General features: G+C 65.7%; 21 protein-coding genes. 8 read left to right on the forward strand and 13 right to left on the reverse strand.

Annotation, left to right across the window (positions count from 1 at the left end):
• Positions 1-70 precede the first annotated feature (70 nt).
• Complete coding sequence (locus QU603_RS02785) at positions 71-733, reverse strand: response regulator transcription factor (RefSeq protein ID WP_308492973.1); 663 nt, start codon at positions 731-733, stop codon at positions 71-73.
• The gene (locus tag QU603_RS02790; protein ID WP_308492974.1) at positions 718-1,986 is read right to left on the reverse strand and encodes a sensor histidine kinase; all 1,269 of its coding nucleotides are present in this window, start codon (positions 1,984-1,986) and stop codon (positions 718-720) included. The genes QU603_RS02785 and QU603_RS02790 overlap by 16 nt, the downstream gene beginning before the upstream one ends.
• A gap of 284 nt (positions 1,987-2,270) precedes the next feature.
• Between QU603_RS02790 and QU603_RS02795 the strand changes: the two genes are divergently transcribed.
• Positions 2,271-2,705 carry a hypothetical protein gene (locus QU603_RS02795; RefSeq protein WP_308492975.1) on the forward strand — a complete coding sequence of 145 codons (435 nt, stop codon included), beginning with the start codon at positions 2,271-2,273 and terminating at the stop codon, positions 2,703-2,705.
• 197 nt (positions 2,706-2,902) lie between these two features.
• Positions 2,903-3,406 (forward strand): GNAT family N-acetyltransferase, encoded by a 504-nt coding sequence (locus QU603_RS02800; protein ID WP_308492976.1) that lies wholly within the window; start codon positions 2,903-2,905, stop codon positions 3,404-3,406.
• Positions 3,407-3,502: 96 nt separating this feature from the next.
• On the opposite strand, the gene QU603_RS02805 is transcribed toward QU603_RS02800, so the two are convergent.
• Both QU603_RS02805 and QU603_RS02810 read right to left on the reverse strand, forming a co-directional pair.
• Positions 3,503-6,430 carry an AAA family ATPase gene (locus QU603_RS02805; RefSeq protein ID WP_308492977.1) on the reverse strand — a complete coding sequence of 976 codons (2,928 nt, stop codon included), beginning with the start codon at positions 6,428-6,430 and terminating at the stop codon, positions 3,503-3,505.
• Positions 6,431-6,537: 107 nt separating this feature from the next.
• Positions 6,538-6,801: a hypothetical protein gene (locus QU603_RS02810; protein WP_308492978.1), complete on the reverse strand. Its 264-nt coding sequence runs from the start codon at positions 6,799-6,801 to the stop codon at positions 6,538-6,540.
• Positions 6,802-6,998: 197 nt separating this feature from the next.
• Between QU603_RS02810 and QU603_RS02815 the strand changes: the two genes are divergently transcribed.
• Entirely contained in the window at positions 6,999-7,424 is a 426-nt protein-coding gene (locus QU603_RS02815) for a VanZ family protein (RefSeq protein ID WP_308492979.1), read from the forward strand.
• A 71-nt stretch (positions 7,425-7,495) separates the two neighbouring features.
• Here the strand turns inward: QU603_RS02815 and QU603_RS02820 are convergent, their stop codons facing one another.
• The 5 genes from QU603_RS02820 to QU603_RS02840 form a co-directional block, all read right to left on the reverse strand.
• Positions 7,496-8,821, reverse strand: a complete 1,326-nt coding sequence (locus QU603_RS02820; RefSeq protein ID WP_308492980.1) for a UDP-glucose dehydrogenase family protein — start codon at positions 8,819-8,821, stop codon at positions 7,496-7,498.
• A gap of 24 nt (positions 8,822-8,845) precedes the next feature.
• Positions 8,846-10,918: a DUF4012 domain-containing protein gene (locus QU603_RS02825; protein WP_308492981.1), complete on the reverse strand. Its 2,073-nt coding sequence runs from the start codon at positions 10,916-10,918 to the stop codon at positions 8,846-8,848.
• A gap of 97 nt (positions 10,919-11,015) precedes the next feature.
• Positions 11,016-11,891, reverse strand: coding sequence for a hypothetical protein (locus QU603_RS02830; protein ID WP_308492982.1), 876 nt, complete (start codon positions 11,889-11,891; stop codon positions 11,016-11,018).
• Between the two features lie 26 nt (positions 11,892-11,917).
• Positions 11,918-13,642 (reverse strand): tyrosine-protein kinase domain-containing protein, encoded by a 1,725-nt coding sequence (locus QU603_RS02835; protein ID WP_308492983.1) that lies wholly within the window; start codon positions 13,640-13,642, stop codon positions 11,918-11,920.
• 108 nt (positions 13,643-13,750) lie between these two features.
• The gene (locus tag QU603_RS02840; RefSeq protein WP_308492984.1) at positions 13,751-16,276 is read right to left on the reverse strand and encodes a DUF4012 domain-containing protein; all 2,526 of its coding nucleotides are present in this window, start codon (positions 16,274-16,276) and stop codon (positions 13,751-13,753) included.
• Between the two features lie 116 nt (positions 16,277-16,392).
• On the opposite strand from QU603_RS02840, the gene QU603_RS02845 reads away from it, so the two are divergent.
• The gene (locus QU603_RS02845) at positions 16,393-17,100 is read left to right on the forward strand and encodes an endonuclease/exonuclease/phosphatase family protein (protein ID WP_308492985.1); all 708 of its coding nucleotides are present in this window, start codon (positions 16,393-16,395) and stop codon (positions 17,098-17,100) included.
• A gap of 4 nt (positions 17,101-17,104) precedes the next feature.
• Entirely contained in the window at positions 17,105-17,281 is a 177-nt protein-coding gene (locus QU603_RS02850) for a hypothetical protein (protein WP_308492986.1), read from the forward strand.
• A 95-nt stretch (positions 17,282-17,376) separates the two neighbouring features.
• Here QU603_RS02850 and QU603_RS02855 read toward each other — a convergent pair whose 3' ends face one another.
• From QU603_RS02855 to QU603_RS02870, 4 genes are all read right to left on the reverse strand, one after another.
• Entirely contained in the window at positions 17,377-18,357 is a 981-nt protein-coding gene (locus QU603_RS02855) for a GDP-L-fucose synthase family protein (protein ID WP_370655343.1), read from the reverse strand.
• Complete coding sequence (gene gmd, locus QU603_RS02860; RefSeq protein WP_308492988.1) at positions 18,354-19,385, reverse strand: GDP-mannose 4,6-dehydratase; 1,032 nt, start codon at positions 19,383-19,385, stop codon at positions 18,354-18,356. The genes QU603_RS02855 and gmd overlap by 4 nt, the downstream gene beginning before the upstream one ends.
• Positions 19,386-19,420: 35 nt before the next feature.
• The gene (locus tag QU603_RS02865) at positions 19,421-20,683 is read right to left on the reverse strand and encodes a glycosyltransferase family 4 protein (RefSeq protein WP_308492989.1); all 1,263 of its coding nucleotides are present in this window, start codon (positions 20,681-20,683) and stop codon (positions 19,421-19,423) included.
• Positions 20,684-20,857: 174 nt separating this feature from the next.
• A complete protein-coding gene (locus QU603_RS02870; RefSeq protein WP_308492990.1) occupies positions 20,858-21,028 on the reverse strand; it encodes a hypothetical protein in 171 nt (56 codons plus the stop codon).
• A 302-nt stretch (positions 21,029-21,330) separates the two neighbouring features.
• Between QU603_RS02870 and QU603_RS02875 the strand changes: the two genes are divergently transcribed.
• The 3 genes from QU603_RS02875 (at position 21,331) to QU603_RS16410 (ending at position 24,344) form a co-directional block, all read left to right on the forward strand.
• Positions 21,331-22,443, forward strand: a complete 1,113-nt coding sequence (locus QU603_RS02875) for a glycosyltransferase family 4 protein (protein WP_369698782.1) — start codon at positions 21,331-21,333, stop codon at positions 22,441-22,443.
• Positions 22,444-22,527: 84 nt separating this feature from the next.
• Positions 22,528-23,751 carry a hypothetical protein gene (locus QU603_RS02880; protein ID WP_308492991.1) on the forward strand — a complete coding sequence of 408 codons (1,224 nt, stop codon included), beginning with the start codon at positions 22,528-22,530 and terminating at the stop codon, positions 23,749-23,751.
• Between the two features lie 305 nt (positions 23,752-24,056).
• A complete protein-coding gene (locus QU603_RS16410; protein ID WP_441295470.1) occupies positions 24,057-24,344 on the forward strand; it encodes a hypothetical protein in 288 nt (95 codons plus the stop codon).
• The last annotated feature ends 233 nt before the right edge of the window (positions 24,345-24,577 follow it).

Genomic DNA, 24,577 nt, shown 5'->3' on the forward strand with positions numbered 1-24,577 from the left:
ACCTCCCTACTCGCTCATACGAACCGGGCGACTCTACCAAGTCACAGGTCCTGCCGCAATACCGCCGCGGCTACACAGCCGCATCCGACGGCCCGTTGAGGTACGCGAGCACGGCGCGCACGCGACGGTTCGTGTTGCTGTCTTCGCCGATGCCGAGTTTGTCGAACGTCGACGTCGTGTATTTGCTGATGGCGCTTTCGCTGAGGAACAGCCGCTTGCCGATCGCGCCGTTCGATAGCCCTTCCGCCATCAGGGCGAGCACGGACCGTTCGCGTTCTGTAAGGTGTGCGAGATGCCCGGCGGATGAGGTGCCCGCCAAGAGCTTCGCAATGACCGCCGGGTCCATCGCAGTTCCGCCACCCGCCACACGCTGCAGCGCGTCCATGAACTGGTCGGCGTCGAAAACGCTGGATTTGAGCATGTAGCCGATTCCGCCGCCGTGATCGGCCAGGAGCTCTCTCGCATACAGCTGCTCGACGTGCTGTGACAGGATCAGCACGGGCAGGCCGGGCACTGCACGGCGGGCGTCGAGCGCGGACTTCAAGCCCTCGTCTGTGTGCGTCGGAGGCATGCGGACGTCGACGATGGCGACATCCGGTCGCCATTTCAGCAGCGCATCCAGGGTCTCGGGGCCGGTGGTGGCTGTGGCTACGACCTCGTGCCCGTATGCCTCGAGCAGGCGCACGATCCCGTCGCGCAGCAGGTAGAGGTCTTCGGCTACGACGATTCGCATGGCACCATCATTGTCACTCGCGTCGGCCCGCCGGCAGGGCTGGAGACCACAAGCGTCCCGTCGAAAACCGCCAGCCGCCGACGCAGGCCTGCGAGTCCTCCGCCGTCCGAGACAGCAGCACCGCCGTGACCGTTGTCCTCGATTTCGACCACGATGGCCAGAGCATCCCGACGAATGCGTATCCGTGCGCGGGTCGCCGCCGCGTGCTTGATCGTGTTTGTGAGAACTTCGGACGCGCCGAAGTACAGTGCCGACTCGATCGGCGCGTCCGCCGGCGTCGACACATCGGAGCTGACCTCGACGTCGAGCGGGCTGTCCAAAGCGAGAGCGCGGAGGGCGTCGACGAGTCCGCGTTCGTTGAGCACGGGTGGAGTGATGCCGCGCACGAGTTCGCGCAGTTCGTCCAGCGAGGTGGATGCTCCCTCGCGCGCCTCACGGAGCAGGCGTTTGGCGGCATCCGGGTCCGTCTCCATCAGCTTCTCGGCCGTCGCGAGCGACAGACCGAGCGCCACCAGCCGGGCCTGGGCGCCGTCGTGGAGGTCGCGCTCGATGCGTCGGATCTCGGCCGCCTGTGCGACGGTCGCATCCGCTCGCTGTTCCGTCAGTTCGCGCACGCGGTCCGAAAGCTCGGCGTTCGGCGACGGCTGCAGCCACCTCGTGGCCACCGGTTCGAGGATGCGCCACGCGTACGGCGCCGTGCCGATTCCGATGACCAGCAGCGGCCACCCGATCGCGATCGCGAGTGGGAAGGGCTGCACGAACGCGATGATCGCGCCGACGATGCCGGCCAGCGGAACGGCGGCGACCGCCCCGACGGTCACCGGCGCGATCGCGAGCCATCGCAGGTCACGCCAGACGGCAGGGTCGCTGAATCGCAGACGCATCTGCAGATCTTCTTTGGCGCGGCGCTGGGTGCGCTCGTATGAGTGGCCGTTCCACCAGTAGCCGGTCGCCATCTGGGTCACCGGCCCGACTTCGCGATACGCGGAGCGGATGACGGTGCCCGTCCAGCGGCCGACGAGAAAGCGGAACAGGCGACCGATCGGACGGGATAACCAGAGGCCCAACAAGACGGCGAACACGATCGGCGCGATCCACGACCACGGGTTGGTCCTCCATAGGACGCACACCGCCGCGAGCGTGGCCCAGATCGCCGGCACGATCATGCTCGCGATGACAAGCACGACCGCCCGGATGAGTCCTTTCACCGCGTCGATCGCCCATGACGTCGCACCAGGCAGCGGTCGTTGCATTGCACGTTCCTTTCGATTTCATTGTTCCTACTCGGCGCCGGGACCGAAACCCGGTCACCGCAACCCCCCGAGCCATTCACCCCGAGGAAAGTTGCCGAGTTCCACTCTGCGCGGACCGATCTGCGATGTGCGAGCGATTCCGGCCAATAGTGGGTCTGCCCCCACCCCGCTGTGGGTTTGGGCCCATACCGGCAGGATGCGGCCTTTCGTAGCGTCGAATCACCGGCAGAAAAGCCGCGTCACTCAACCCAAAGGAATCATTCTTGATGCACAAGACAGACAACATGTCAACGGAGGATGCGCACGTCGCGCCGATCGATCGGCCAGGCACGCGAGCCGCGTTCACGCGCGTGAAGTTATTCGTCGCACTCTACGGAGCACTGAGTGTTCTCGTGCTGCTCGCGAACGGGGCGATCGCTACGACTGGTCACGGCAACGAGGTGAGCACGTTCATGTGGACGCGCTCGAGCATCATCGTCGCCAGTGCCGTGCTCATCTACTGGCTCGCGGTCCGCGCCTCGCGTGGCCTGCGTTCGGCGTACGCGCGTGTGCGCATCCTCTCGATCATCCTGCCGGTTGCGATCGTCGCGGTCGACCTGATCCCGGGAGTGTGCCCACTGTGGTTCTCGCTCGCTCAGGTGGTGTGCGCGCTGGCGCTCGCGCCGGTTGCGTTCATCATCAACGGCCGCCGCCTGCGCGCGGTGTTCGCTCCGCGCTAGATGATATGGGTGCGGTTCACCGTAGAGGTGCCGTATCGTCAGGGGGTGCGCCTGCGATTTGGTTTCGACTCGTGCGCCGCGCACCTGCCCGGCGAGCGCGACTACGTCTCGTTCTGCAAGAAGCGCAGTGGCGCCAACACGATCCGTACCTCGCGGTCGCCCTCGCGGTCGCCGAGGGCACGTCCGGGGTGCGACGAGTGAACCTACGACTGGTGGATTTGCCGCACGCGGTCCTGCTTGCCCTCCGCGACGGCGATGTGCGCAACGCCGAGACAGCCGTCGGGCTCCCCATCCCTGACGAGTTCGCGCGCCAGACCGACATCTGGAGGTTCATGCTCGACCGCCTCTCAGAGCGTCCCGAGAACGCAGGCTGGACGATGCAAGCACTGGTCCGCGACGACGAGATCGTCGGCAATGCCGGGTTCAAGGGCGCGCCCGATGGCCGCGGCGTCGTCGAAATCGGCTACGGTGTCTTGGCCACGCACCGCCGACAGGGACTAGCGGTCGCCGCCTGCCGCCTCCTGCTTGACCGTGCTGCCCGGGAGCGGGCGGTCACCCAGGTGGTCGCCATTATCGACCCGGATAACACCGCATCCATGGCTGTCATCGACCGGGCTGGATTTCGGCCCGACGGTGAGAGTGTGCACGAGCGTTGGGGGCGCCGGCTACGTTTCGTCTGGTCCGCTGCGGTGGTGGATTGATGTCGTGAACACACGCGACACTTTCGGATCGCTCAATCTTGATTGCACCAGACCCGAAGCGCGAAACGTCAAGCCGACGGCGGCGGAACGCGGGGATCAGCCCGTGGGCTGGGCCGCGAGCTCGGCCTCGCGCGCGGCGAGGGCGGCTTCGGTGCGGGATGCCACACCCAGCTTGCGCAGGATCGCCGAGACATGCACGCTCACCGTCTTGACGCTGATCACGAGCCGGTCGGCGATCTGACGGTTGGTCAACCCCTCGGCCAGCAGGTTCAACACCTGCGCTTCACGCGCGGTAAAGCCGGCCGCGGCGATCGCACGAGTGCCGCCGTCGTCGCTGGGCAGGAGCCCGGTGCCGATCCCTGCCTGCAGGCCGAATGCGGCCACAGACCGCTGAAGCTGCTCGTGCTGGAGCTGTCGGGCGATGTCGGCGGCCTGTGTCAGTACGGATGCCGCTGCCGAGCGGTCGCGCTCGCCGACGTGCAGGCGGGCTGATTCGAGTCGGGTGATCACCCGGAAGATCGCGGGCGCGCCGCCGTTGTCGGCCGTCGCCACCGCCTCGCACAGGCTGTCGACAGTGGGATGCAGCAGCGCGCGCAGAATCGTCGCCCAGGCGGGGCTCGTCCAGGCGGAAGGGAAGGCGTTCCACGCGTCTTCGATGCGTTGCGCCATCGCCGCAGCATCCGTTCGCGAACCGGTTGCACGCAGCGCAGCCACATCCGCCGAGGCCTGCAGCAGGATCCGCACAGCGTGCAGCGTCACCGGTGCCTCGTCGTCGAGCATGCGCTGCACGGCCGCGAGCGCCGTGGCCGGGTCGTCGGATGCTTCTGCGATCGCGACCTGCATCTCGAGCAGCCCGTACCAGACCTGCCGTTCGGTCTGCGCGGCGGTCTCGAAGGCCGGTCGCTCGTCGCGCAGCACCGCCTCGGCCTCGTGCCGCCGATCGTGCCAGGCCAGCACGCGCACGCGCGAGGCCGCGAGGTACGCGCGCACCACGGGGAAGGTGCGTCGCTCGAGGCTGCGCCTGAGCAGGGCCTCAGCCCGCGAGATATCACCGAGCTCGATGAGCGGGTCGACCATGTTCTGCATGAGCATCGAACCTGAGGTGCGTTCGACCCCGGACGCCCGCGCCCGCTGGAGGCCCTCGTCGGCGACGTCGACGGCTTCGCGGTACCAGCCGAGCAGGGTGAGCGTGTCGGAGTAGTTCACGAAGTAGCGCAGGGCGGCCGACGGGTCGCTCGCGTGAGCGCGGGCGGCGGCGAAGTCCTCGAGACCGGCATCGATCTCGCCCTTGTGAACGCGGCTTGCTCCGCGCATGTTGCGCGCGATGGACATCTGCGCCTCGTCGTCGGCGCGCACCGCGTATTCCCAGGCCTCATCGGCGGCCGCCATCGCAGCGTCGGTGTCACCGGCCACCATGTGCCTGCCGGCGAGGGTGTTCAGCACCACCGCCCACAGATGGTCGTCGTGCACGTCGCGCTCGTCGAGCACCTGCAACGCCTGCTGCAGTGCTTCAGCCGCCCCGGGCCGACCGAGGTTCGCCAGGTACTGCGCCTTGTCTCGCAGCAGCTTGGCGTGCAGTGTCGGCCGGTCGGTGAGCGCCTCGTCGGCCAGCGCGGCCGTCACGGTCGCCAGCGCCCGGTCGCTGCGCCCAGCGTTGCGCAGAGCGGAGCCCACTCGCAGCGTGAGGGTCATCCGGTCGATGCCGACGGCGGCGTCGGGGTCGGGGACCTGGTCCCACAACTCCAGCGCGACCTCGCCGAACCGCGCCGCGGTGCCGAACGCATAGCGCGCCTTGGCGGCCTCCATGGCCGCGAGAGAAGAGATCAACGCCCGGCGCTGATCGTGCGCGCCACGCCAATGGTGGGCGAGCTCGGCGTGCAGCTGACGCCGTGGATCGGCTTCGAGCTCTGCCTGCAGCTGTTCGGCGTACGCGCGGTGCAGCCGCACCCGTTCGCCCGGCAGCAGCTCATCGTGGACGGCGTCGCGCAGCAGTGCGTGGCGGAACGCGTACCCGTTGCCTTCGACCAGCAGCACCCCGGCGTCCACGGCTTCGCGGGCGGCAGCATCCAATCGCCGTCCGTCGAGGCCCGACACCAGTGCCAGCAGCTCGTGGCCGGGTGGCTCGGCGGCGACCGCCGCGACGCGTGTGACGTGCGCCGCATCATCGCTGAGCGTCGCATAGCCGCCCAGAAGCGTGTCACGCAGCGTTTCGGGCAGTGGCGCCGGGACGAGGCACTGCCGCGACAGCTCTTCGACGAACAGCGGCACACCGTCGGCCCGCTCGGTGAGTCGCTCGATCGCCTCGTCGTCGCTGTCGCCGGACAGCGCGAGCGCGAGCTCTCGCGCGGCACCCGGCTCGAGCCGTTCGAGCTCGATCTGCTCGAGCATTCCCGCCCGCTGCGCCTCGCGCACGAACAACCGCACCGGATCGCGCAATCGCGATTGCACGATGCGCCAGCTGAGCAGGACCAGGAGCCGTCCGTGCGTGGCGATGCTGAGCAGGAACGACAGCAGATGCAGCGTTCCCTCGTCGGCCCATTGGATGTCTTCGATCACGAGCACGATCGGCCGTTCCGTAGACAGCGTCTCCATCAGGGTGACGAAGGCCTCGCGCATGCGCTCGGGCGTCTGCGAGTCCGCCGTGACATCGGTGCCGGCCTCGGCCTGATCGGCCAGCTCAGGCATGAGACGCAACAGCGCCGCTCGCCCGGGACCGGCGGCTCGCCACACCTCCGACGCGCCGCGCATGCCCGTGAGCGCCCGCAGCAGTCCCAGGATCGCGCCGTAGGGTGCCGCGGCAGAGCCCAGGTCGACATTGCGGCCGGTCACGACATCGGCGGCGTCGTGCACCGAACTCGCGAACTCGCGCAGCAGCCGGGACTTGCCGATGCCGGCCTCGCCCGATATCACCGCAGCTGTCGGTGCGCCCCGCAGCGCACGCTCGCACAGCGTCTGCAGGCGCGCGAGTTCGGCATCGCGGCCGATCATCGCCGCCGATGTGGCGAAGCTGGTGGAAAAGGGCATATACCCATGGTGCCAGCTGCCTCCGACATCGGCAGGGGCCGGGCGCACACGGCTGTCCGCAGCATCCGCCCGGGGGCTGTGGATGCCGCGGACAGCGCGTTGGGTCGCTATGCGCACGTGGGGCAGTCGGCCGTGGAGCGAGCGATGCCGGGCACCGACCGTGGGGCCAGTGCCGCCGCCGTCGTGCCCGCAGCAGTGCCCGCAGTGCGCGCAGTGCGCGCGGCGCTGCGGTGGAACCACGAGCGCCAGCCGCGGCGCGGTCGGATCTGGTCGGCGTTCGCGCGGGCGAACCGCGCACGTTCGGCCGCCTCTCGTGCGTCGTCGAGTTCTTGTGCGGTCAGTCGGTAGGCGATGTCAGGGTGCGGATACATGGCGACTCCTTTGGATTTCGTCCCTCAGTTTTCGCTCTGAGGCACCCCCGCCACATCGGACGCATTCCCTATCTTTCGTCGGCTCCGCCTTAGTCGCCGCCTCTAGACTGGCGGAGCCGGCCGACCGTCGGCGCCGGCCGACCAGCAGGCGATCGTGGTCGGATCGGCCGCCGTGAACGAAGGAGGACAGGGGCAGGATGCCGCAGCCGCGAGATGATCGTCGCCCTCGCTTGGTGCGCGATCCGCGCGCGTGGCTTGCCCCCTACGTCGTCGCGCTGGCACTGATCGCGTTCTGGCCCTCGCACGTCGACGAGGGCATGGGGCCGTTCCTGCGTGCATTGACCCGGGCGCTGCCGGTGCTGACCTATGCGCGCGTCGAGTTCGCAGCCAACATCGCGCTGTTCGTGCCGCTGGGGGTGCTGCCGATGATGATCTTGCGCCGTCGTTACCTGATCGTGCCGATCGCCCTGGTGGCCACCGTCACCATCGAGGCCGTGCAGTCGCTCATGGGCGGGCAGCGCACGTCGAGTGTGCTGGACGTCATTGCGAACCTCACCGGCGCTTGTGTCGGGATGCTGGTGGTCGCGCTCGTCGAGTGGTGGCGGGCGCGGTCGGCTGGATGACGCGGTGCGTCAGCCCTGCAACGAATCCAGAATCGGGCCCGGATCGTTCCAGGTGACGCCCGTGTGCGACGTTACGGGCGCCCCATGCCGTAATACGTCCACCCGGCCGCACGCCAGGCCACCGGGTCATAGCTGTTGCGGCCGTCGACCACGACGCGCTGGGCCACCAGCGACCCGGCGTGCTCGGGGGTGAGCTGCCGGCGATATTCGTCCCATTCCGTGACGAGCACGACCACGTCGGCGTCGCGAAGCGTCTCATCGAGCGACGGCTCATAGGTCAGCTGCGGGTGCACGCGCGCCGCGTTCTCGAGGGCCTGCGGGTCGGTGACCACGACGTCGGCGCCGAGTCCCTTCAAGCGTGCAGCGACGTCGAGGGCGGGAGAGTCGCGAATGTCGTCGCTGTGCGGCTTGAACGCCGCGCCGAGCACGGCGACCTTCTTCTGGAACACGACTCCGTCGAGGGCGTTCACGACGAGGTCGACGGCGCGATCCCGCCGGCGCAGGTTGATGGCGTCGATCTCGCGCAAGAACGCGACCGACTCGGCGCGGCCGAGCTCTTCGGCGCGCGCCGTGAACGCGCGGATGTCTTTGGGCAGACACCCGCCGCCGAAGCCGAGGCCGGCGCCGAGGAATCGACGCCCGATGCGCCCGTCGTAGCCGATCGCGTCGGCGAGCTGGGTGACGTCCGCGCCCGTGGCCTCAGCGATCTCGGCCATGGCGTTGATGAACGAGATCTTCGTCGCCAAGAAGGCGTTGGCTGCGACCTTCACCAGTTCGGCCGTGGCGTAGTCGGTGACGATGAACGGCGTGTCCTTGGCCACGGCGGTGTGGTACACGTCCTTCATGGTCTGTATGACATCGGTCGTCGAGCGAGCGCCGCGAGACGAAGCGTCGCCCGTTCCGACGACCAGCCGGTCGGGATCGATGGTGTCTTCGACGGCCCAGCCCTCACGCAAGAACTCGGGGTTCCACACGAGAGTGGCCCCGGTCGGCTCGATCAGCTCGGCGAGCCGCGCGGCCGTGCCCACCGGCACGGTCGACTTGCCGGCCACGATGTCGCCCGGGCGCAGGTGAGGCAGCAGCTGCTCGACGGCGGAGTTCACGTACGTGAGGTCGGCCGCGTGCGCGCCGGCGGTCTGCGGGGTCCCGACAGCGAGAAAGTGCACCGATGAGCCGGATGCCGCAGCCATATCGGTCGTGAACGACAAGCGCCCCGACGCCACCCCCTCGCTGAGCAGCTCGGGCAGGCCCGGCTCGAAGAACGGTGCAGAGCCCGATCGCAGCGCGGTGACTTTGGCCTCGTCGACGTCGATGCCCACGACGTCATGTCCGATGGATGCCATGGCCGCCGCATGCACGGCGCCGAGGTAGCCGCAGCCGATCACCGAGAGTCTCATTCAGATTCCGTTCTTACACGTCGGTCAGTGGACGAGTTGAGCGCAGTTCTCGGCGATCGACACGGGGGTCGTGGTCGCTGTGGGGGAGTAGCGCACGCTCAACGGCGCTGTCGCTCGCTCAGGCAGTGCCGTCGTGTACGACACCGTCTCAGTCTGTCCCTTCGGGACCGCGACTGTCACACTGGTCACATTACGCCCGTCCTCCTGGCCCGATCGTGCCAGGCTCGGGATGAGCGACGACGCAGCCGCCTTCGCCGGGGCCGCCTTCGCGCCCGGCGGGGCGAAGTACAGAACGTCCAGCAGCATGGTCGTGCGAGCCCGGCCGAAGCGCGGGGACCGCAGTCCCAGCACGTAATCCACGAAGTCGCTGCTCGGCATCCTGTTCTTCATCGAGATCTTCGTGGTCACCGTGCGCTTGGAGACGTTGCAGGTCAGGTCGATCTTGGTGCTCAGCCAGTACTCCTGCTTGCCGACGGCGTAGTCGTTCAAGAAGATGCCGACCTGCGTGCCGGCGGTGTTGTTCTGCGGCAGCTGGCCGTCCACGTTCCACTGGACCGCGAGGGCCTGCTCGGTCTTCTTCGGGAACCACAGATAGACCCGCTGCTCTTTCGCCGACTGCACGAAGGCGTCGATCATGGCGGTGGGGTCCCAGTCGCCGGCGGCGATCTTCGTGAACACGGCCGACGCGACTTTCGCGAAGTAAGCGTCGGAGTCCGGCCCGCGCGGGAAGCGTGCGTACGCGTCGCTGAGCACGGTCTTCACGACGTTGGCTGCGGTGAGCCTGTCGCCGTCGACGCTGACGGGACCGGTGACCTTGAGCAGATGCGAGAGCACGACCGGGTCGACCGAGATGACGCCGTCCAGCGGCCGATCCGTGGTGGCTTTCCACAGATCGCGGAACATCTTGGCGGTGGTGGGGAAGTTCGGCGTGCGCGAGTAGTTCTGCGAGTACCAGGGGGTGTCTTGCGGGTAGATCTTCAGCATGTTCTTCGGCAGCTTCGTGTACGTGTGTCGCACGGTGCCCGCCTGATAGAACGTCTCGGAGCTGGCCTGGTCGACCAGCGTGACCTTGCCGTGGTCGACCTTGACCTCGGCAGACGATGCGGGGTTGCCGCCGGTCGCCCGGATCTCGGCGTTGTTCTGGAACACCAGCAGATAATGACGCGCGCCGTCGGAGCCGAGCATCGGCAGCACTACCGGCAGCACACGCTGCGCGTTCTCGACCGTCGGCGTGTTCTCGTCGATGACGCTGACCATGCCGCCGATCGCGTCGCGGATCGGTGACAGGAGTCCGTCCAGCTCGATGCCCGACACCTTGGCCGACGCCCGGTGGAATGCGTCGGCGATGCCCGGCAGCGCCTTGTTGGCCGCCTCGAACGGCTTGAGGTTGATGCCGCCGCCCTTGAGCTTGAGGTTCTTGGCCTGCAGGCCGGTGATGACCTTGATCCCCTGTGGCAGTGCGTCGTCGACCAGGATGTGCGCTGCCACCGTCGTGTTCTGCACGGCTGCGACGTTCTTGCCGACCCAGGGCACTTTGGCGGCGATGTCCCACAGCGGGCCCTGCACAGTCTTGTATGCGGCGTCGGTGTGCGTCTTGATCTGGGCGGCGGCCTGGTCCAGACGGGCGACGTCGCCCTTCTCGAGCAGGGCCGGCACCGCCGCGATCTGCGTCTTGGCTGCCATCAGATCGTCGCGCGCACTGGTTGCCTGCTTCACGAACGTGACACCCAGCACCGCGCCGACACCGATGATCACGATGAGCACGCCCAGGATGCTGAGGCTCCAGATCAGTGCGCGACGTTTGCGGTTCTTGCGGCGACGGTGATGGCGGTGGTGACCCTGGCCGTGCCCCGACCCCGAGCCGCCGCTCGAGGAACGTACGCCGCCGGCTGTCGACCCGCCTGAGGCCGGCACATCACCGGAATCGGCGGCGGCGAACAGCTGAGCGAGTGCCTCACGGTCGACCATCGCATCGGTCTGGTCGGCCACGCGCCGCGGCATTGCCGCACGGGTGTCATCGGCGGGGACGCCGGCCCCGTCGGCGGGCGCGTCCGCATCGGGCTGGGCAGCGTCCCCAGAAGGCTGCTCGGGTTGCACCTCTGCATCGTACCGGCACCTGATCGGAACGGCATCAGCAGGTCATCCGTGCGGGCCGCAGACGAGGGATGCCGCAGACGAGGGATGCCGCGGTGCGTCAGCGCGGGACGCGGGTCAGGGCGTTACCGGCCCAGACATATGTGCGGCTCGCCGTCGTGGTGATGGCCACGGGTCCGGTGGTCGCGGCATCCTTCGCACAACCGGCAGGCGCGCCCTCGCCCGCGGCGCCGGTGAATCGGGTGAGGGCGATGCCCGAGCAACCCGCGACGTCGGTCTGTGCGACGAACAGATCGCCCGAAGCGATCGCCAGGGCGACCGCATGCGGGGCGTCGAGCTTCGTCCAGTCACTGCCGATGCGCACATAAGGCGTCTCGTCGCAGATGACGGCGACGACAGCGCCAGACGCGCGCAGTCCGCGCGCATCGGCGCACGGTGCGGCGAAGTCGTCGCCGGGCGAGACCACCGTGCCGGCGTCGTCGAATGCCAGGTAGCGGGACTTTGCGAGCGAAGTCTTGTCGGGCTCCCAGAACTTGCCGCCGGTGAAGCTGCGCAAGCCGGTCGGGGTGCAGTCGGCGCCGGTCGCGGCGACCGCCGCGGCGCCGTCCTGCCCGAGGGGGTCGAGCGAGGCGACCTGGGCGATGCCGCGGTAGTGGGGCGTGATGTCTTTCCACGATGCGCCACCGTCGACCGAGCGTTCGAGGAGTGGTTCGGTGCCGCCGCATGCCCCGGCAGTCGCACGCCACAGTGAGTCGGTCGACGCGACGATGAACCGCTGGTCGGCTCGCGGCAGCGCTGACACGGCGGGTGTCGGCGTTTGCGTCGGCGTCGCGGTCGTCGTGAACGTCGCCGCAGGCACGTTGGGCTGTTCCAGTGCCGTTGTGCTGTCGTCGCGCAGCAGTGCCAACGATGACACGATCGCCACGACGATCGCGAGCAGGATGAGTCCGATGATCGCCCAGCCCCTCCGAGACATGGGATGTCGGGTGTGAGGTGACATGCCTAGCGGCCGGGTCCTCCCGCATCGGGCGGGGAGTACTGCGAACGGGTGGGCGGGGTGGCGGCGACGCGGTGATCGGCGCGCAGGGGCAGCGGCTTCTCGGCATCGAAGATGCCGAGAAGCTCTTCGAGCTCAGACGACGACGTCGACCGTGCAGGCGCGGCCGCCGGCGCGACGCCCTGCGCGGGAGCGGCAGGTCGCGGCGCCATTGTTCCCGGTGCCACCGGTGCCACCGTGCCTGGTGCCGCTGGCCCCGGCTGCGCCGGCTGCCATCGTGGCTGCTCCGCCGCCTTCGCGAGCGGTGTCTGCGGCGGCAGCGCCGATGTCGGACTGTGCCGCCGATGCGCGGGCCGCACCGCCTGCGCGTGGGCAGTCTCGTCTTGCATGTAGCCGTAGCCGTAGGTGTAATAGGCATCCGGCCCGCGCGTGGGCACCTTGGTCAGCACGACGCCGGCGGTCTTCGCGTCCACCGTGTCGAGCGCGTCGATGGCGTTGGACAGCTGGTTGCGGGTGGTCGTACCGGCGGCGGCGATCACGATCGCCCCGCTGGTCGCCTTGGCCAGAATCGCGCCGTCGGTCACCGGCAGCAGCGGCGGCGCGTCGCACAGCACGACGTCGAAGTCGCGCTCGAGCGCGGCCAGCAACGTGTGCATCTGCTGCGACCCCAGCAGCTCGCTGGGGTTCGGCGGCACCTTGCCGGCGGGCATGACATAGAGGCTACGCCCACCCCACGGCAGCATCACATCGCCCACGCGCACGTGCCCGATGAGCACGTCGGTCAGACCCACGCCGCCCTCGATGCCCAGGTACTCGGCGACCTTCGGCTTGCGCAGATCGGTGTCGAGCAGCGCGACCTTCTTGCCCGCGTCGGCCAGCGCGATCGCCAGGTTGATCGCCGTGGTCGACTTGCCCTCTGACGGCATGCTCGAGGTGATGACGAAGCTCGCGCGGCCCCCCATGTCGAGAAACTGCAGGTTCGTGCGCAGCGTGCGGAACGACTCGGCCCGGGGGCTGAGTGGGTCGGCGTGCACGATCAGCGGCCGTTCGGGCGCCTTGGGGTCGTCGGCGATCGCACCGATCAGCGGAGCGTCGGTGACCTGCGCCACGTCGCGCGGGGTGCGCACACGCGTGTCGAGCACCGAGCGCATCACGGCGAAACCGATGCCCAGGGCCAAGCCGATCAGCAGACCCAGCGCGAGGTTCAGCAGCACCTTGGGGCTCGACGGGGCACTGGGTGCCTGGGCCTCTGCGACGGTGGTGAGCCGCACCGGGCTCTCCTTCGCACCGGACGGCGACTCGATCTTCTCGACGGTGGCCGTCAGGCTCGCCGCCAGCGCGTTCGCGATGTTCGCCGCCTGCATGGGGCTCGGGTCGGTGGCGGTGATCGTGATCAGCGTGGTGTTCAGGGGGCTCGTGGCCGACACGCGGTCGGTCAGCTTCGTGACCGTCGTGTTGAGCTTGAGCTTGTCGATCACGGGAACCATCACCGACGGTGTCGTCACGAGGTTCGTGTAGGTGTTCACGCGGGCGAGCGTGAACGAGTTGCCCTGTTGCAGATCCGCGATCGAATCACCGGTCTGCGTCGAGACGACGACCGTGCTGGATGCCTCGTACTGCGGTGTACGGGTCAGCGAATATCCCGCAGCCACACCGATGCCGAGCAGCGTGATGAGCGCGATCGCTATCCAGTGCTTGCGCAGGATATGAATGTAATCGCTGAGCTCCATACAAGCCTTTCGCGGTTGGCCCCCCGGCCACGTGTTTCCCAGATGTCCAGCCCAATCCTGCCACACCGAGTGCCTCGCACCCTGTGAGAAACAGACGTGGATCGGGCCTCAGAATCCGTCGCACGAGTGCGCGATGGTCACGGGCGTGTCGGTCACGGTGGGGGTGTGCCGCACCGAGATCGGCGAGACGGCGCCCTTGGCGAGCGTGCTCGTGAACGACACGGTGCGCGTCTGCCCCTTCGGCACGATCACCGTCACGCTCTTCGCGGCGTGTCCCTTCTCGATGCCAGAACGCGCAAGTGACGGAATCTGATCTCCAGTAGTCTGAGCCTTGCTGATCGAGGCGCCGGGCGGCGCGAAGAACAGCACGTCCATGAGCATGGTCGTCCGCGGCTGGCCGTAGCGGCCATCGCGCCAGCCGAGCGTGTAATTCGAGAAGTCGGCGCTCGGAATGCGATTAGAAATGTCGATCGAGGTGGTCACGGTGCGTTTGTCGGCGTCGCACGTGACGTTGACCTTGCTGGTCAGCCAGTACTGCAGCTTGCCGACGGTGTAGTCGTTCAAGAAGATGCCGACCTGGGTGTGTTGCGCGTTGGTGGTGGTCAGCGCACCGTCGATTCCCGCTTCCGCCGCGAGCGCCTGCTCGCTCTTGGCCGGGAACCACGCGTACAGGCGCTGCTCCTGAGCGGACTCCTGCAGCTGTGTGAGCATCGCCGCGGGATCCCAGTCGCCTGAGGTGACCTTTGCGAACACGGCGGAGGCGACCTCGGCGAAGTACGCGTCTGAGTCGGTGCCTTTCGGGAACCGTTCGTACGCATCGCTGAGCACCTTCTTCACGACGTTCTTCGCCGTGAGCCTGTCACCGGCCACGGTGACAGGACCGGTCACGTGCAGCACGTGCGAGAGCACCACCGGGTCTACCGAGATCACTCCGTCGAGCTTCTGGTGCGTCGTGGCCCGCCACAATCCGTCGAAGAGCTTCGCGGTCGTAGGAAAATCGGGTGTTCGTGTGTAGTTCTGCGGATACCACGTGGTGTCTGCTTGGTATATCTGACGCATCTTCTGCGGGAGATCGACGTATTCGTGGCGCACTGTCCCGGCATTGCTGAATGTGGCCGTGCTCGCTTGTGCACCCAATGTGATGCGTCCGTGGTCTACGCGGATCTGTGCCGATGCCGATGGGTTGCCGCCCGTGGCGCGCATCTCGGCGTTGTTCTGGAAAATCAGCAGGTAGTTGCGTGGTCCGTCAGAGCCTGCCATCGGCAGCAGTGTCGGCAGAATGCGCTGCACGGTCTTCAGCGTCGGCGTGGCCTCGTCGATGATGTCGAGCAGGCCGCCGATGGCGTCGCGCACCGGCGGTAGCAGGCTGTCGCGGTCGATGCCGCCGACGGTGGACTGCGCCTGAGCGAACGCAGCGTTGATGCCGGGCAGGTCCTTCTGGGCCTGTTCGAAGGGCTTCAGACTGATGCCGCCGCCCTTGAGCTTGAGCTGCTTGGCCTGCATAGTCGACATCAGTCTGACCGCCGGCGGTAATGCGCCGTCGACCAGGATGTCAGCGGCCTCAGTCGTCTTCTGCACGGCGCTGATGTTCACGCCCACGAACGGGACGGCCGCGGCGATGTTCCACAGCGGTCCGCTCGTCGTCTTCAACGCGCGCTTGGTCAGCGTCTGCACGTCGGCGGCGACCTGCTGCAGCCCGGCCGAGTCGTCGGCTTTCATCAGGGTCGTGACCTGCCCGATCTTGGCTTTCGCCGCCATCAGATCTGCCTGTGCGCTCTGCGCTTGCTTGAGAAAGAGCACGCCCATGACCGCGGCGACGGCGACGAGCAGCACGACGCCGCCCACGGCCCCGATGATCCAGGGCACCCACCGCCGGCGACGCCGGCGGCCGGCGTCGCCGTGCGGATGAGAGTGCGAGGACGAGCGACGCCTGCGCGTGCGGTGGCTTGTCGGAACCTCGGGAGTGGCTTCGGCGGCGGGCGCCTGTACGACCGTCCCGCCGATGAGCTCTTCTGCCTCGGCCGGGTCGCCCTCGTGTGCCGGTGTCAGAGCGATGCGCAGCACCCGCACGACCACCTCGAGCGCCGAGGTCAGCTGCTGGGTCGCGAGCTCGTACGTCTCGGCTGACCGGCGGTAGGGGTCGACGACGTCATCGTCCGACAGCTCGTGCGGCGTCGGGCTCAGCCCGCGGCGAGAGGCGACCAGCGCAGAGACTGCGCGTACGCGGGCTCCGGCATCCGTGCCCGCGGCGGCAGCCGCGTCGCGGATCTGCCCGTGGGTCAGCTCGGACGCGAGGCGGGCGAATTCGCGCAGCGTGAACGCCTCGCTCACGCGGATCGGCGCGAGGCGGGCGATCTTGCGGCGGTGGTTGCGCGACATGCCCAGGATCAGATCCGGGGTGACCAGGTCGTCGGCGGTCAGCACGTGCGAGCGGTGCGCAGCGGCGGCATCCGCGCCGACGCCCAAACGCACGGCGATGGCCTGCATCTCGTCGGGCATCGGCATATCGGCCAGCGGGGCCGTGCCGGCACTGGACGCGTGTGCGCCCAGATCTGCCAGGGCATCGGTCAGCAGCAGTTCCGCAAGCGGGGATCGGCAGATGTTGCCGGTGCAGACGGTGAGGATCTCGAACATGCAGGGGGTGTCTCTGAAGAAGCGGGTGCTTTGGGCATCCCGAGGCTGTGGGGAGCAGTCGGGGGGCGAGCCTGTCACACCCCGCACCGAGGTTACAACCTTATGCTGAGGGCACGATGAAGCTCATCTCGTACAACCTGCGCAAGCACCGGGCCGCCAGTGAGCTCGACACGCTCGTTGACACGTACGGCGCGGACCTGCTGTGTCTGCAGGAGTGCGACACCGCCGACATCCCCGCCCAGATCGGGGGCCTGCGCCTGGCCGACGTGACCCATCGCAACAGGCTGGGACTTGCCGTCTATTTCCGGATGAGCATGTACCGGCCGCTCGAGGTCCGCTCGCTCGGTGTGAAGAAGTCGCTGCACGACCGTGTTCTCAAGCCGGCAGAGGAGAGGATGCTGGGGGTCCGACTGCACGACATCGACCAGGGACGCGACCTGGTCGTCGCGTCGTTCCACGCGGCCCCGCTCACAGCGCTGAACTCACTGCGCCGCACTCAGATCCACGCGGCGCTCACCGAGATCGCGGCGATTGGTCCCGGACTGCCGGCGCTTATGGTGGGGGACTACAACTACCCGGTGTTCAAAGAGAACCTCAGCCAGAAGGTGCGTGAGCAGGGGTACGAGCTGACGCTGAGCGACCGTCGCACGTACACGCGCTACCGCTACTTCCGCGGGCATTACGACTTCGCGACGTCGGCCGGATTCGAGATCGACCGCATCCGCACCCTGCCGCAGGGACGCAGCGATCATCTGCCGATCCTGATCACTGCGCACATGTCGCATCCCGCGGGTCGCGGCGCCCTGTCAGAGGCGGTAGCCTGAGAGCATGTTCATCCTCTGCTTCCTGCTCTTCGTGGCTGGGTTCGCCTGCTTCGGCTACGCTCCCTTCATCGACGGGTGGCAGTCGCTGGTGTTCGTGCTCGGCCTGCTGCTCGTCTCCACGGCCATCGGCATTCCGATGCACAAGTCGCGTCACGACCACAAGAGCAGCCAGCTGCCTTGATTTCTTGCGGCATGCGTGGCCTCTGCCGCATTTTGTAGCCCCCGAATTCAGTGAGGCCCGGGTTCGCTGACGATGTGAACCCGGGCCTCACTGCGCTATTCGCGGATCGTGTTGACGTGATCGCGGTACCAGGCGACTGTTCGCTCGAGTCCTTCGTGCAGGCTGATTTTCGACGTCCAGCCTGCATCGGCAAGCTTCGATACATCCAGCAGCTTCTGCGGGGTGCCATCGGGCTTGGTCGCATCCCACGCGGTTTCGCCCTCGTAGCCGACGACGTGCGCGATCGTCTCGGCTATCTCTCGGATCGTTGCGTCGCGGCCCGTGCCGACGTTTACCTGCTCAGGCCCGTCGTAATGCTCCATCAGGTGCAGTACAGCGTCGGCCATGTCGTCGGAGTGGAGGAACTCACGACGTGGCGTACCAGTGCCCCAGTTGGTGACCGATGCGGTCTTCGATCGGGCGGCATCGTCGTAGCGTCGAATGAGTGCGGGGAGCACGTGCGACCCCTTGGGTGAGAAGTTGTCGTTCGGACCGTACAGGTTGGTCGGCATCGCTGAGATCCACGGCAGGCCGTACTGTCGACGGACTGCCTGTACGTTCAGAATCCCCGCGATCTTGGCGATCGCGTAGGCGTCGTTCGTTGGCTCGAGGTGGCCGGTGAGCAGCGACTCCTCGCGGATGGGCTGTTCGGCGAACTTCGGGTAGATACACGACGAACCCAGGAACGCCACCCGCTCCACGTCGTTTGCCAGTGCGGCGTCGAGAACGTTCGTCTGAATGCGCAGATTCTCGCTGAGAAAATCTACCGGATAGGTGCTGTTTGCCAGAATGCCGCCGACTTTCGCCGCTGCGAGTACGAGATACTTCGGCTTGATGTCGGCCATGTACGCGAAGACGGCGTCGCGATCTTTGAGATCGAGTTCAGCGGAGGTCTTTCCGACGAGGCGTGAGAACCCGGACGACTCGAGCTTGCGCACGATCGCCGAGCCGACGAGGCCGCGGTGGCCGGCGACGTAGAACGTCGCGTCGCGGTCGAGCTCTGTGGGCGTGTACTCGACCCCGTCGTCGGCGGTCACTTCGTGCCCCACGAGTCGAGATGGACTGTATCGATCCACGGATCCCCCGCGTGTTCAAGCGCCGTGATGTCAGCGTCGACCATGATCTTCGCGAGTTGACGACCGTCGATCGTGGGTGTCCATCCCAGCTTCTCGCGCGCCTTGCTTGGGTCGCCAATGAGGGCGTCGACCTCGGTGGGGCGCAGGTACCTCTCATCGAATCGGACGTGATCTTCCCAGTTCAGGCCTGCATGCCCAAAAGAAATCTCGATGAACTCGCGCACAGTGATTCCCGTTCCGGTCGCGAGCACATAGTCGTCAGGGACGTCGGCTTGCAACATTCGCCACATTCCCTCGACGTATTCGGCCGCGTAACCCCAGTCGCGAACGGCGTCCAGGTTGCCCATATACACGAACTCCTGCCTGCCTGCTTTGATCGCCGCAACTGCGCGTGTGATCTTGCGGGTCACGAAAGTTTCGCCACGGCGAGGTGACTCATGGTTGAAGAGGATGCCGTTGACCGCGAACATGTCATATGCCTCGCGGTAGTTCTTCGTAATCCAGTAGCTGTACAGCTTCGCGGCTGCGTATGGCGAGCGTGGATAAAAGCGCGTCTCTTCATTCTGCGGGGGCGGAGTGGCTCCATACAGCTCGGACGACGAGGCCTGGTAGAAGCGGGTCTCGATACCGGACAGTCGCACCGCCTCGAGGAGTCGGACCGTTCCGGTCCCTGTCGTGTCGGCGGTGTGTTCAGGCTCATCGAACGAGACCCGGACATGTGACTGGGCGGCGAGGTTGTAGACCTCGTCAGGGTTGATGCTCGCGAGCAGAGTGACGAGTCGGGCCCCGTCACTCAGGTCGCCATAGTGCAGGAACAGTTTCGCGTCAGGATCGTGCGGATCGACGTAGAGGTGGTCGATGCGCGCTGTGTTAAACGTCGAAGCGCGGCGGATGAGGCCATGGACTTCGTATCCCTTGGCGAGCAGCAACTCGGCGAGGTATGAGCCGTCTTGGCCGGTGACCCCAGTAATCAGGGCGCGTTTCTTCATGAGAACTCCGTATCATCGCGGGCGGCGTTTGTGGCCTAAGGCCTCGGGGCAGGGTGGTTATCATCGCCGTCGATGACGTCCGAAAGTAACTCGACGAATGCGTCGATCGCAACGCTTTCAGTAAGCACACTATCGCGGAACGCTCGACCGTTCCGGCCAAGTGCTTCGGCGGCATCCGGGTTGGAAGTCAGCTTCAGCACGGCCTCAAGCAGCGAACGAGGATTCCCGGCGGGGACTACTATCCCCGCTCGGGCGCGCAGGATCTCTTCGGCAGTGATGCCCGCCGGATCAGTCGCGGCCAGCACCGGACGCCCGGCAGCGAAGTAGGACGTGAGTTTGCTCGGAACGGCCATCTCTGCAACGCCCTGCTTCTCGTTCACCAGCAGTACGTCGGCTGTCTGCAATGCTTTGCTGAACTGATCAGCCTCCAGAGGATCCATGAACGTAACGGTACTCACGCCGTCTGCCAGGTTCTCGAGGTGCATCCGCTCAGAGCCTTCTCCGAGCAGGACAAAATGAATCGGGACACCGTCCAGCTGGGCAAGTCGGGCCGCATCGATAACGTTTGCGAGCCCCTGTTTGACGCCCATGTTGCCGGCATGAAGGACTATCCACTCGTGACCGGACCAGCCGAGTTCGTGACGGACAGTGTCGCGGTCGATCTCTCGCGGTGCCGGCACATGGCTCCAATTTCGGACCACCGTGATGCGCTCCTTCGGAATCTTGAAGTCATGTTCGACGCGAGACGCAAAACGTTCGTGGATGACGATGACTCGAGTGGCGTGGCGGAGAACCCATCCCTCGAACCGCAGCATCGCGCGAACAGTTAAGCCTGACGCCTGTCCGGTCTCACTGAGTCCGAGACTGTACAGATCCTGCACCCAAACGATGAATGGGACGCGGCGGTGCGTGATCGCGGCGCGGAACCGTGCGATGGCAGTTGATAGCAACGCAGGCGACACCGCGATAATCACGTCTGGCCGACCCCAGCGATGGAACGCCTGCCGCAGTCCGAACGAAATCTCTGAGATCGCCCGCCGGGTTGCGGATGGCCGCGCGGGTATGTAGTGACGCAGTCTCGTGATGGACACGCCATCCTCCGAGTCATGACGTGTCCACTGCCCATAGCCGCTACGCAGCTTCCACTCGGGATAATGGGGATGCGCAGTCAGTACTCGGACCTCGTAGCCGTGACCGGCGATACCACGTGCCATGCCACCCGTATAAGGTGAGATTCCAGTGTGCTCAGGCGGGTAGTTGATGCCTAGGACAAGGGCTTGGGGAGACTGACGAGGCACTAGATGAGGGTATCGCGAAGGAGACGCACGATCGTGGATGCTGTGAGAGCTGTACCCGTCATCGATCTCTCGAAGGCGCCGGGTGCGCGGGTTGCGTGGGATCGTCCCGGGTGGATCGTGTACTTGTGGTCCGTGTGTGAGTTGCTATTTCTCACTAACCCCTGGCAAGTTAGTTCATCGCTTCGGGTCGCTGTGCTGCGAGCCTTTGGAGCAGATATCGGACGCGGCGTAGTTTTTCGCCCACGCACGCGTGTCAAGTTTCCGTGGAAGCTGCACATTGGTGATAATTCGTGGATCGGCGAGGGCGTGTGGTTCCATAACCAGGAACATGTCTATGTCGGTCATGACGTTGTGATATCTCAGGAAACGTTTCTGACGACCGGAAGTCACGCACATCGTCGCGATATGGCGCTAATTACACGTCCGATTCACATTGACAACGGTGCATGGATCACTTCGCGTTGCATGGTTCTTGGCGGCGCGACGGTGGGGCGTTCTGCATTGGCTCACCCAATGACGGTGCTGTCGGGAACCATCGCAGCGAATACGATCGTGGCTGGACCGCTCTGCGAGCCTATCGGGTTGCGCTTCACTGACGGCAATAATGGCGCGGACGCCCGCGCCCACAGGCGTTCAGGCCCGAACGCATGAAGGTAGCTCGGATCGTCGCGCTACGCAGTGCGTCGGGGGTGTATGGCGGCCCTGCCGATACGGCACTCAATCAATCCAGGCTTGTTGTCGAGGCCGGGCACGAGGTCGCCCTTGTCTCCGGAGCGTTGAAGGGCGATGCGCCGACTGATGAATGCGCCACCGGATTGCGTCCGGTGATGGCTGTTGCGCGAGTGTGGTTTCCGAGGATTGGGCTGGCTAGCCTCGCGTCCTGGAAACTCGTGCGGACCATCTGGGCCGAAGTCAGAGTCGCGGACATCGTACATGTGTCATACGCACGGGAGTTCGTGCCGCTTTGGGCATCTATGGCGAGCCTCATTACGCGGACGCCGCTGGTTCTGCAGCCACATGGCATGCTGACGGCGCGCAGAGGCTTCCGACAACGGGCACTCGACTTCGTCACGAAACCGCTCTTCCGCAGGGCCGCAGCAGTGATCGCCCTAACAAAGGTTGAGTCTGCGCGGTTGAGCGAATGGTGTGGACCGCACACACCGCCAATCGTTGAGATCGGGAACCCAGTATTGCGAGCCGCATCGGACCCAGCGAAGAATCGTGCGAGAGAGGCGATCTTTCTTGCGCGTCTCGAGCCTCGGAAGCGGGTGCTCGACTTCGCTCGAGCAGCCGAGATCCTTCGGGCGCGCGGTAGCGATGTGGACTTTCGGATCGTGGGACCGGATCAAGGCGACCTTAAGACGGTCGAGCCGTTGATCCATCGCTTAAGCAGCCTCAGCTATGAAGGTGCAATCCCGGCTGCGCAGGTCCCCATCCGACTGGCGCGCAGCGGTGTATTCGTCCTCCCGTCATGGGAGGAACCATGGGGCAACGTTCTAGTCTCTGCCATCCAGATCGGGTTGCCGGTGGTCGTGACCGAATCGGCGGCCCTGTCAGAAACAATTTGCAAATATGGAGCAGGCATAATTGTCGCAGATCGCTCCCCTGACGCGATTGCGGACGCGGTGGAGGAGCTAATGACCGACGAGTCTCGCTACCAACGAGCTGAGTTTGGGGCGAGGGCCATGAGGGATGAGTTTCTATCCAATGACCGGATAGCGGATCGAATTCTGAAGACGTATGAGCTAGCGAGCAACTGAGAGATTGTCGCGTTGCTGCCCTTTTCAATTAGAGATGTTCTGCTCGCAATCGGTGCGCGGATTGCCACGGCGCCACTGACAGCCGTGGCAGCTATCGCTACTACTTACATAGCGATCGCGTACGCCGGTGCCGTGACCTTTGGGTTTATATCCTTGCTCGGCACACTGTTCATGCTCATCCCGTTCTCGGATCTCGGTCTCGGTGCGGCGGTCGTGAATAGTGTTTCACGTCGCGCGGAAGATGCAGAGCGCGAGGAGATAGCTCTCGACGTCACTAGACGCGCTCTTCGTGCCCTTATTGTTGTCGGTATTGTGGTTGTGGTCGTTGCTGGCATCCTATCCGCATTCTCTCTATGGCCTTCCTTGCTCGGCATCCCACAGGAATTCGCTGGCGACGCAAATCTTGCCGCGTTCGGGGTATTCTGCTGTGTTGGAGCTGGAATCCCGTTTGGGCTTGGCCAGCGGTTACTTGTTGCCGACAATAGGACGCACCTTTCTACGCTGATCTCGGCAATTACCTCAATTGTGTCAGTCGGGTTCACTTCCGCTATTGCGCTCGTCGCGGGACCGGCACTGCTGATGGCCATCGCGACCCCCGCGGGCATCCTCGTGGCAGGCATCATCGCGACGTTCGTTGCCCGCAAGCGGCTTGGCTGGACGTGGCGTCAACTTTTTGCAGGGCCCCCAACTCGTCAAACCCTGACTGAGAGTCTTTGGAAGCCAGCCGTTCCAATGCTGATCGTCATGATTGGCGCGCCGCTTGCCCTTCAATCGCATCGTTTGATCCTCGCGCATGTTGGTTCTTCGGCTGAACTCTCGGAATACGCCGTTGCAGCACAGTTTTACGTCCCAGCTCTGTCGATCGTGACGACTGGTGCTTTGGCGTTATGGCCGCAATTCGCACGCGGGCGGGGCCAACAAGGTCGCAATTGGGGAGTAAGTCTTCTATTAATGGCTCTGTTCGGTATTCTGGGCGGGGTGGCATTAGCTCTCCTTCTCGCACCTGTATCGCTGCTCGTCAGTGGAGGTCGCGTGATCGTTGGATTTCCGCTCGCGATCAGCTTCGCGATACTTCTGCTTGTGATGAGCCTGCATCAGCCATCAGCGATGCTCTTGACGTCAACGAGGGGTCTCTGGTTTCAAGCTGTATGCATGGTGGCCTTGGCGGCCACATCCATTCCTCTCGGGGTACTGACTACTCCTCTTCTTGGAGCGGTGGGTCCGGTTGCATCGACGGCGGCGGCCGTGGCGATCACCACACTCATCCCGTGCATCATGTATGCCCGATGTGTAGTCCTTCGGGGCTGAGTTGGTAGTCTCGATGACGCTCGGGACTGTTAGGAAAGGGGGATCTGGGACTGGTCTGACCGAAAGGAACCGCAACGAGTCAGACCATCGAAGATGATCGATCTTGTGATGGGAGAGATCATCTTGGTGAAGTTTCGCAACGTGCAGGTGCGCAACAAGTCGTTTTACGTCGCAATCGGCGTCACCACCGCTGGGGAATAGGAGATCCTCGGCATCTGGGCCAGCGAAGGCGGAGAAGATGCTGAGTTCTGGCTCGGGGTGCTCAGGAGATCAAGAATCGCGGCGTTGAGCACCTGTGCATCGTAGTGTGCGACAGGCTGAAGGGATTCCCGGATGCGATCAGACACTACGTGGGAGTTCGCGACGGGCAGACGGCAGACGTGCATCGTCCACCTGAATCGCATTGTCGTCCTCGCCGGCGATCTGACAGCCTGGGCGGGTGTGGCTCACCCGCCCGCAGCACGAGGCCCGGCGGTGGGAGCCGAAACGCCTCCGGCACCGGCTATTCACCATCCCGGCGACCATCGCCCGGCATGGACGGCGGACCCTCCTGCGCCTCTCCAAGCGATCACCATGGGCCACCATCGCGCTGACCGCAATCAACACTGCCGGGACCCTGCCCGCGCCCAGCCGCTGAACCGTCGCCCCCGGCTGACCGCCACGACCAGGACTCGGAGACCCGCCACCGCAGCGCAACGCGGCCAACGTCGCACCCTTCTGCAAAAATCAGCAGCACGAGCCCGACAAGAACGTCGAACACGACCCATCACGCCGCCGATGGAAGATCGAGGCTAATCTGATACGCCCGGCGCGACAGGTTGTGCTA

The sequence above is a fragment of the Microbacterium terrisoli genome, assembly GCF_030866805.1.
Classification (GTDB): domain Bacteria; phylum Actinomycetota; class Actinomycetes; order Actinomycetales; family Microbacteriaceae; genus Microbacterium; species Microbacterium terrisoli.

Coding starts and splice junctions, on each gene's coding strand:
- QU603_RS02785 (WP_308492973.1), bottom strand. CDS start 733: ATGCGAATCGTCGTAGCCGAAGACCTCTACCTGCTGCGCGACGGGATC.
- QU603_RS02790 (WP_308492974.1), bottom strand. CDS start 1,986: ATGCAACGACCGCTGCCTGGTGCGACGTCATGGGCGATCGACGCGGTG.
- QU603_RS02795 (WP_308492975.1), top strand. CDS start 2,271: ATGTCAACGGAGGATGCGCACGTCGCGCCGATCGATCGGCCAGGCACG.
- QU603_RS02805 (WP_308492977.1), bottom strand. CDS start 6,430: ATGCCCTTTTCCACCAGCTTCGCCACATCGGCGGCGATGATCGGCCGC.
- QU603_RS02810 (WP_308492978.1), bottom strand. CDS start 6,801: ATGTATCCGCACCCTGACATCGCCTACCGACTGACCGCACAAGAACTC.
- QU603_RS02815 (WP_308492979.1), top strand. CDS start 6,999: ATGCCGCAGCCGCGAGATGATCGTCGCCCTCGCTTGGTGCGCGATCCG.
- QU603_RS02820 (WP_308492980.1), bottom strand. CDS start 8,821: ATGAGACTCTCGGTGATCGGCTGCGGCTACCTCGGCGCCGTGCATGCG.
- QU603_RS02830 (WP_308492982.1), bottom strand. CDS start 11,891: ATGTCTCGGAGGGGCTGGGCGATCATCGGACTCATCCTGCTCGCGATC.
- QU603_RS02835 (WP_308492983.1), bottom strand. CDS start 13,642: ATGGAGCTCAGCGATTACATTCATATCCTGCGCAAGCACTGGATAGCG.
- QU603_RS02840 (WP_308492984.1), bottom strand. CDS start 16,276: ATGTTCGAGATCCTCACCGTCTGCACCGGCAACATCTGCCGATCCCCG.
- QU603_RS02845 (WP_308492985.1), top strand. CDS start 16,393: ATGAAGCTCATCTCGTACAACCTGCGCAAGCACCGGGCCGCCAGTGAG.
- QU603_RS02850 (WP_308492986.1), top strand. CDS start 17,105: ATGTTCATCCTCTGCTTCCTGCTCTTCGTGGCTGGGTTCGCCTGCTTC.
- gmd (WP_308492988.1), bottom strand. CDS start 19,385: ATGAAGAAACGCGCCCTGATTACTGGGGTCACCGGCCAAGACGGCTCA.
- QU603_RS02870 (WP_308492990.1), bottom strand. CDS start 21,028: ATGACCGACATAGACATGTTCCTGGTTATGGAACCACACGCCCTCGCC.
- QU603_RS02875 (WP_369698782.1), top strand. CDS start 21,331: ATGAAGGTAGCTCGGATCGTCGCGCTACGCAGTGCGTCGGGGGTGTAT.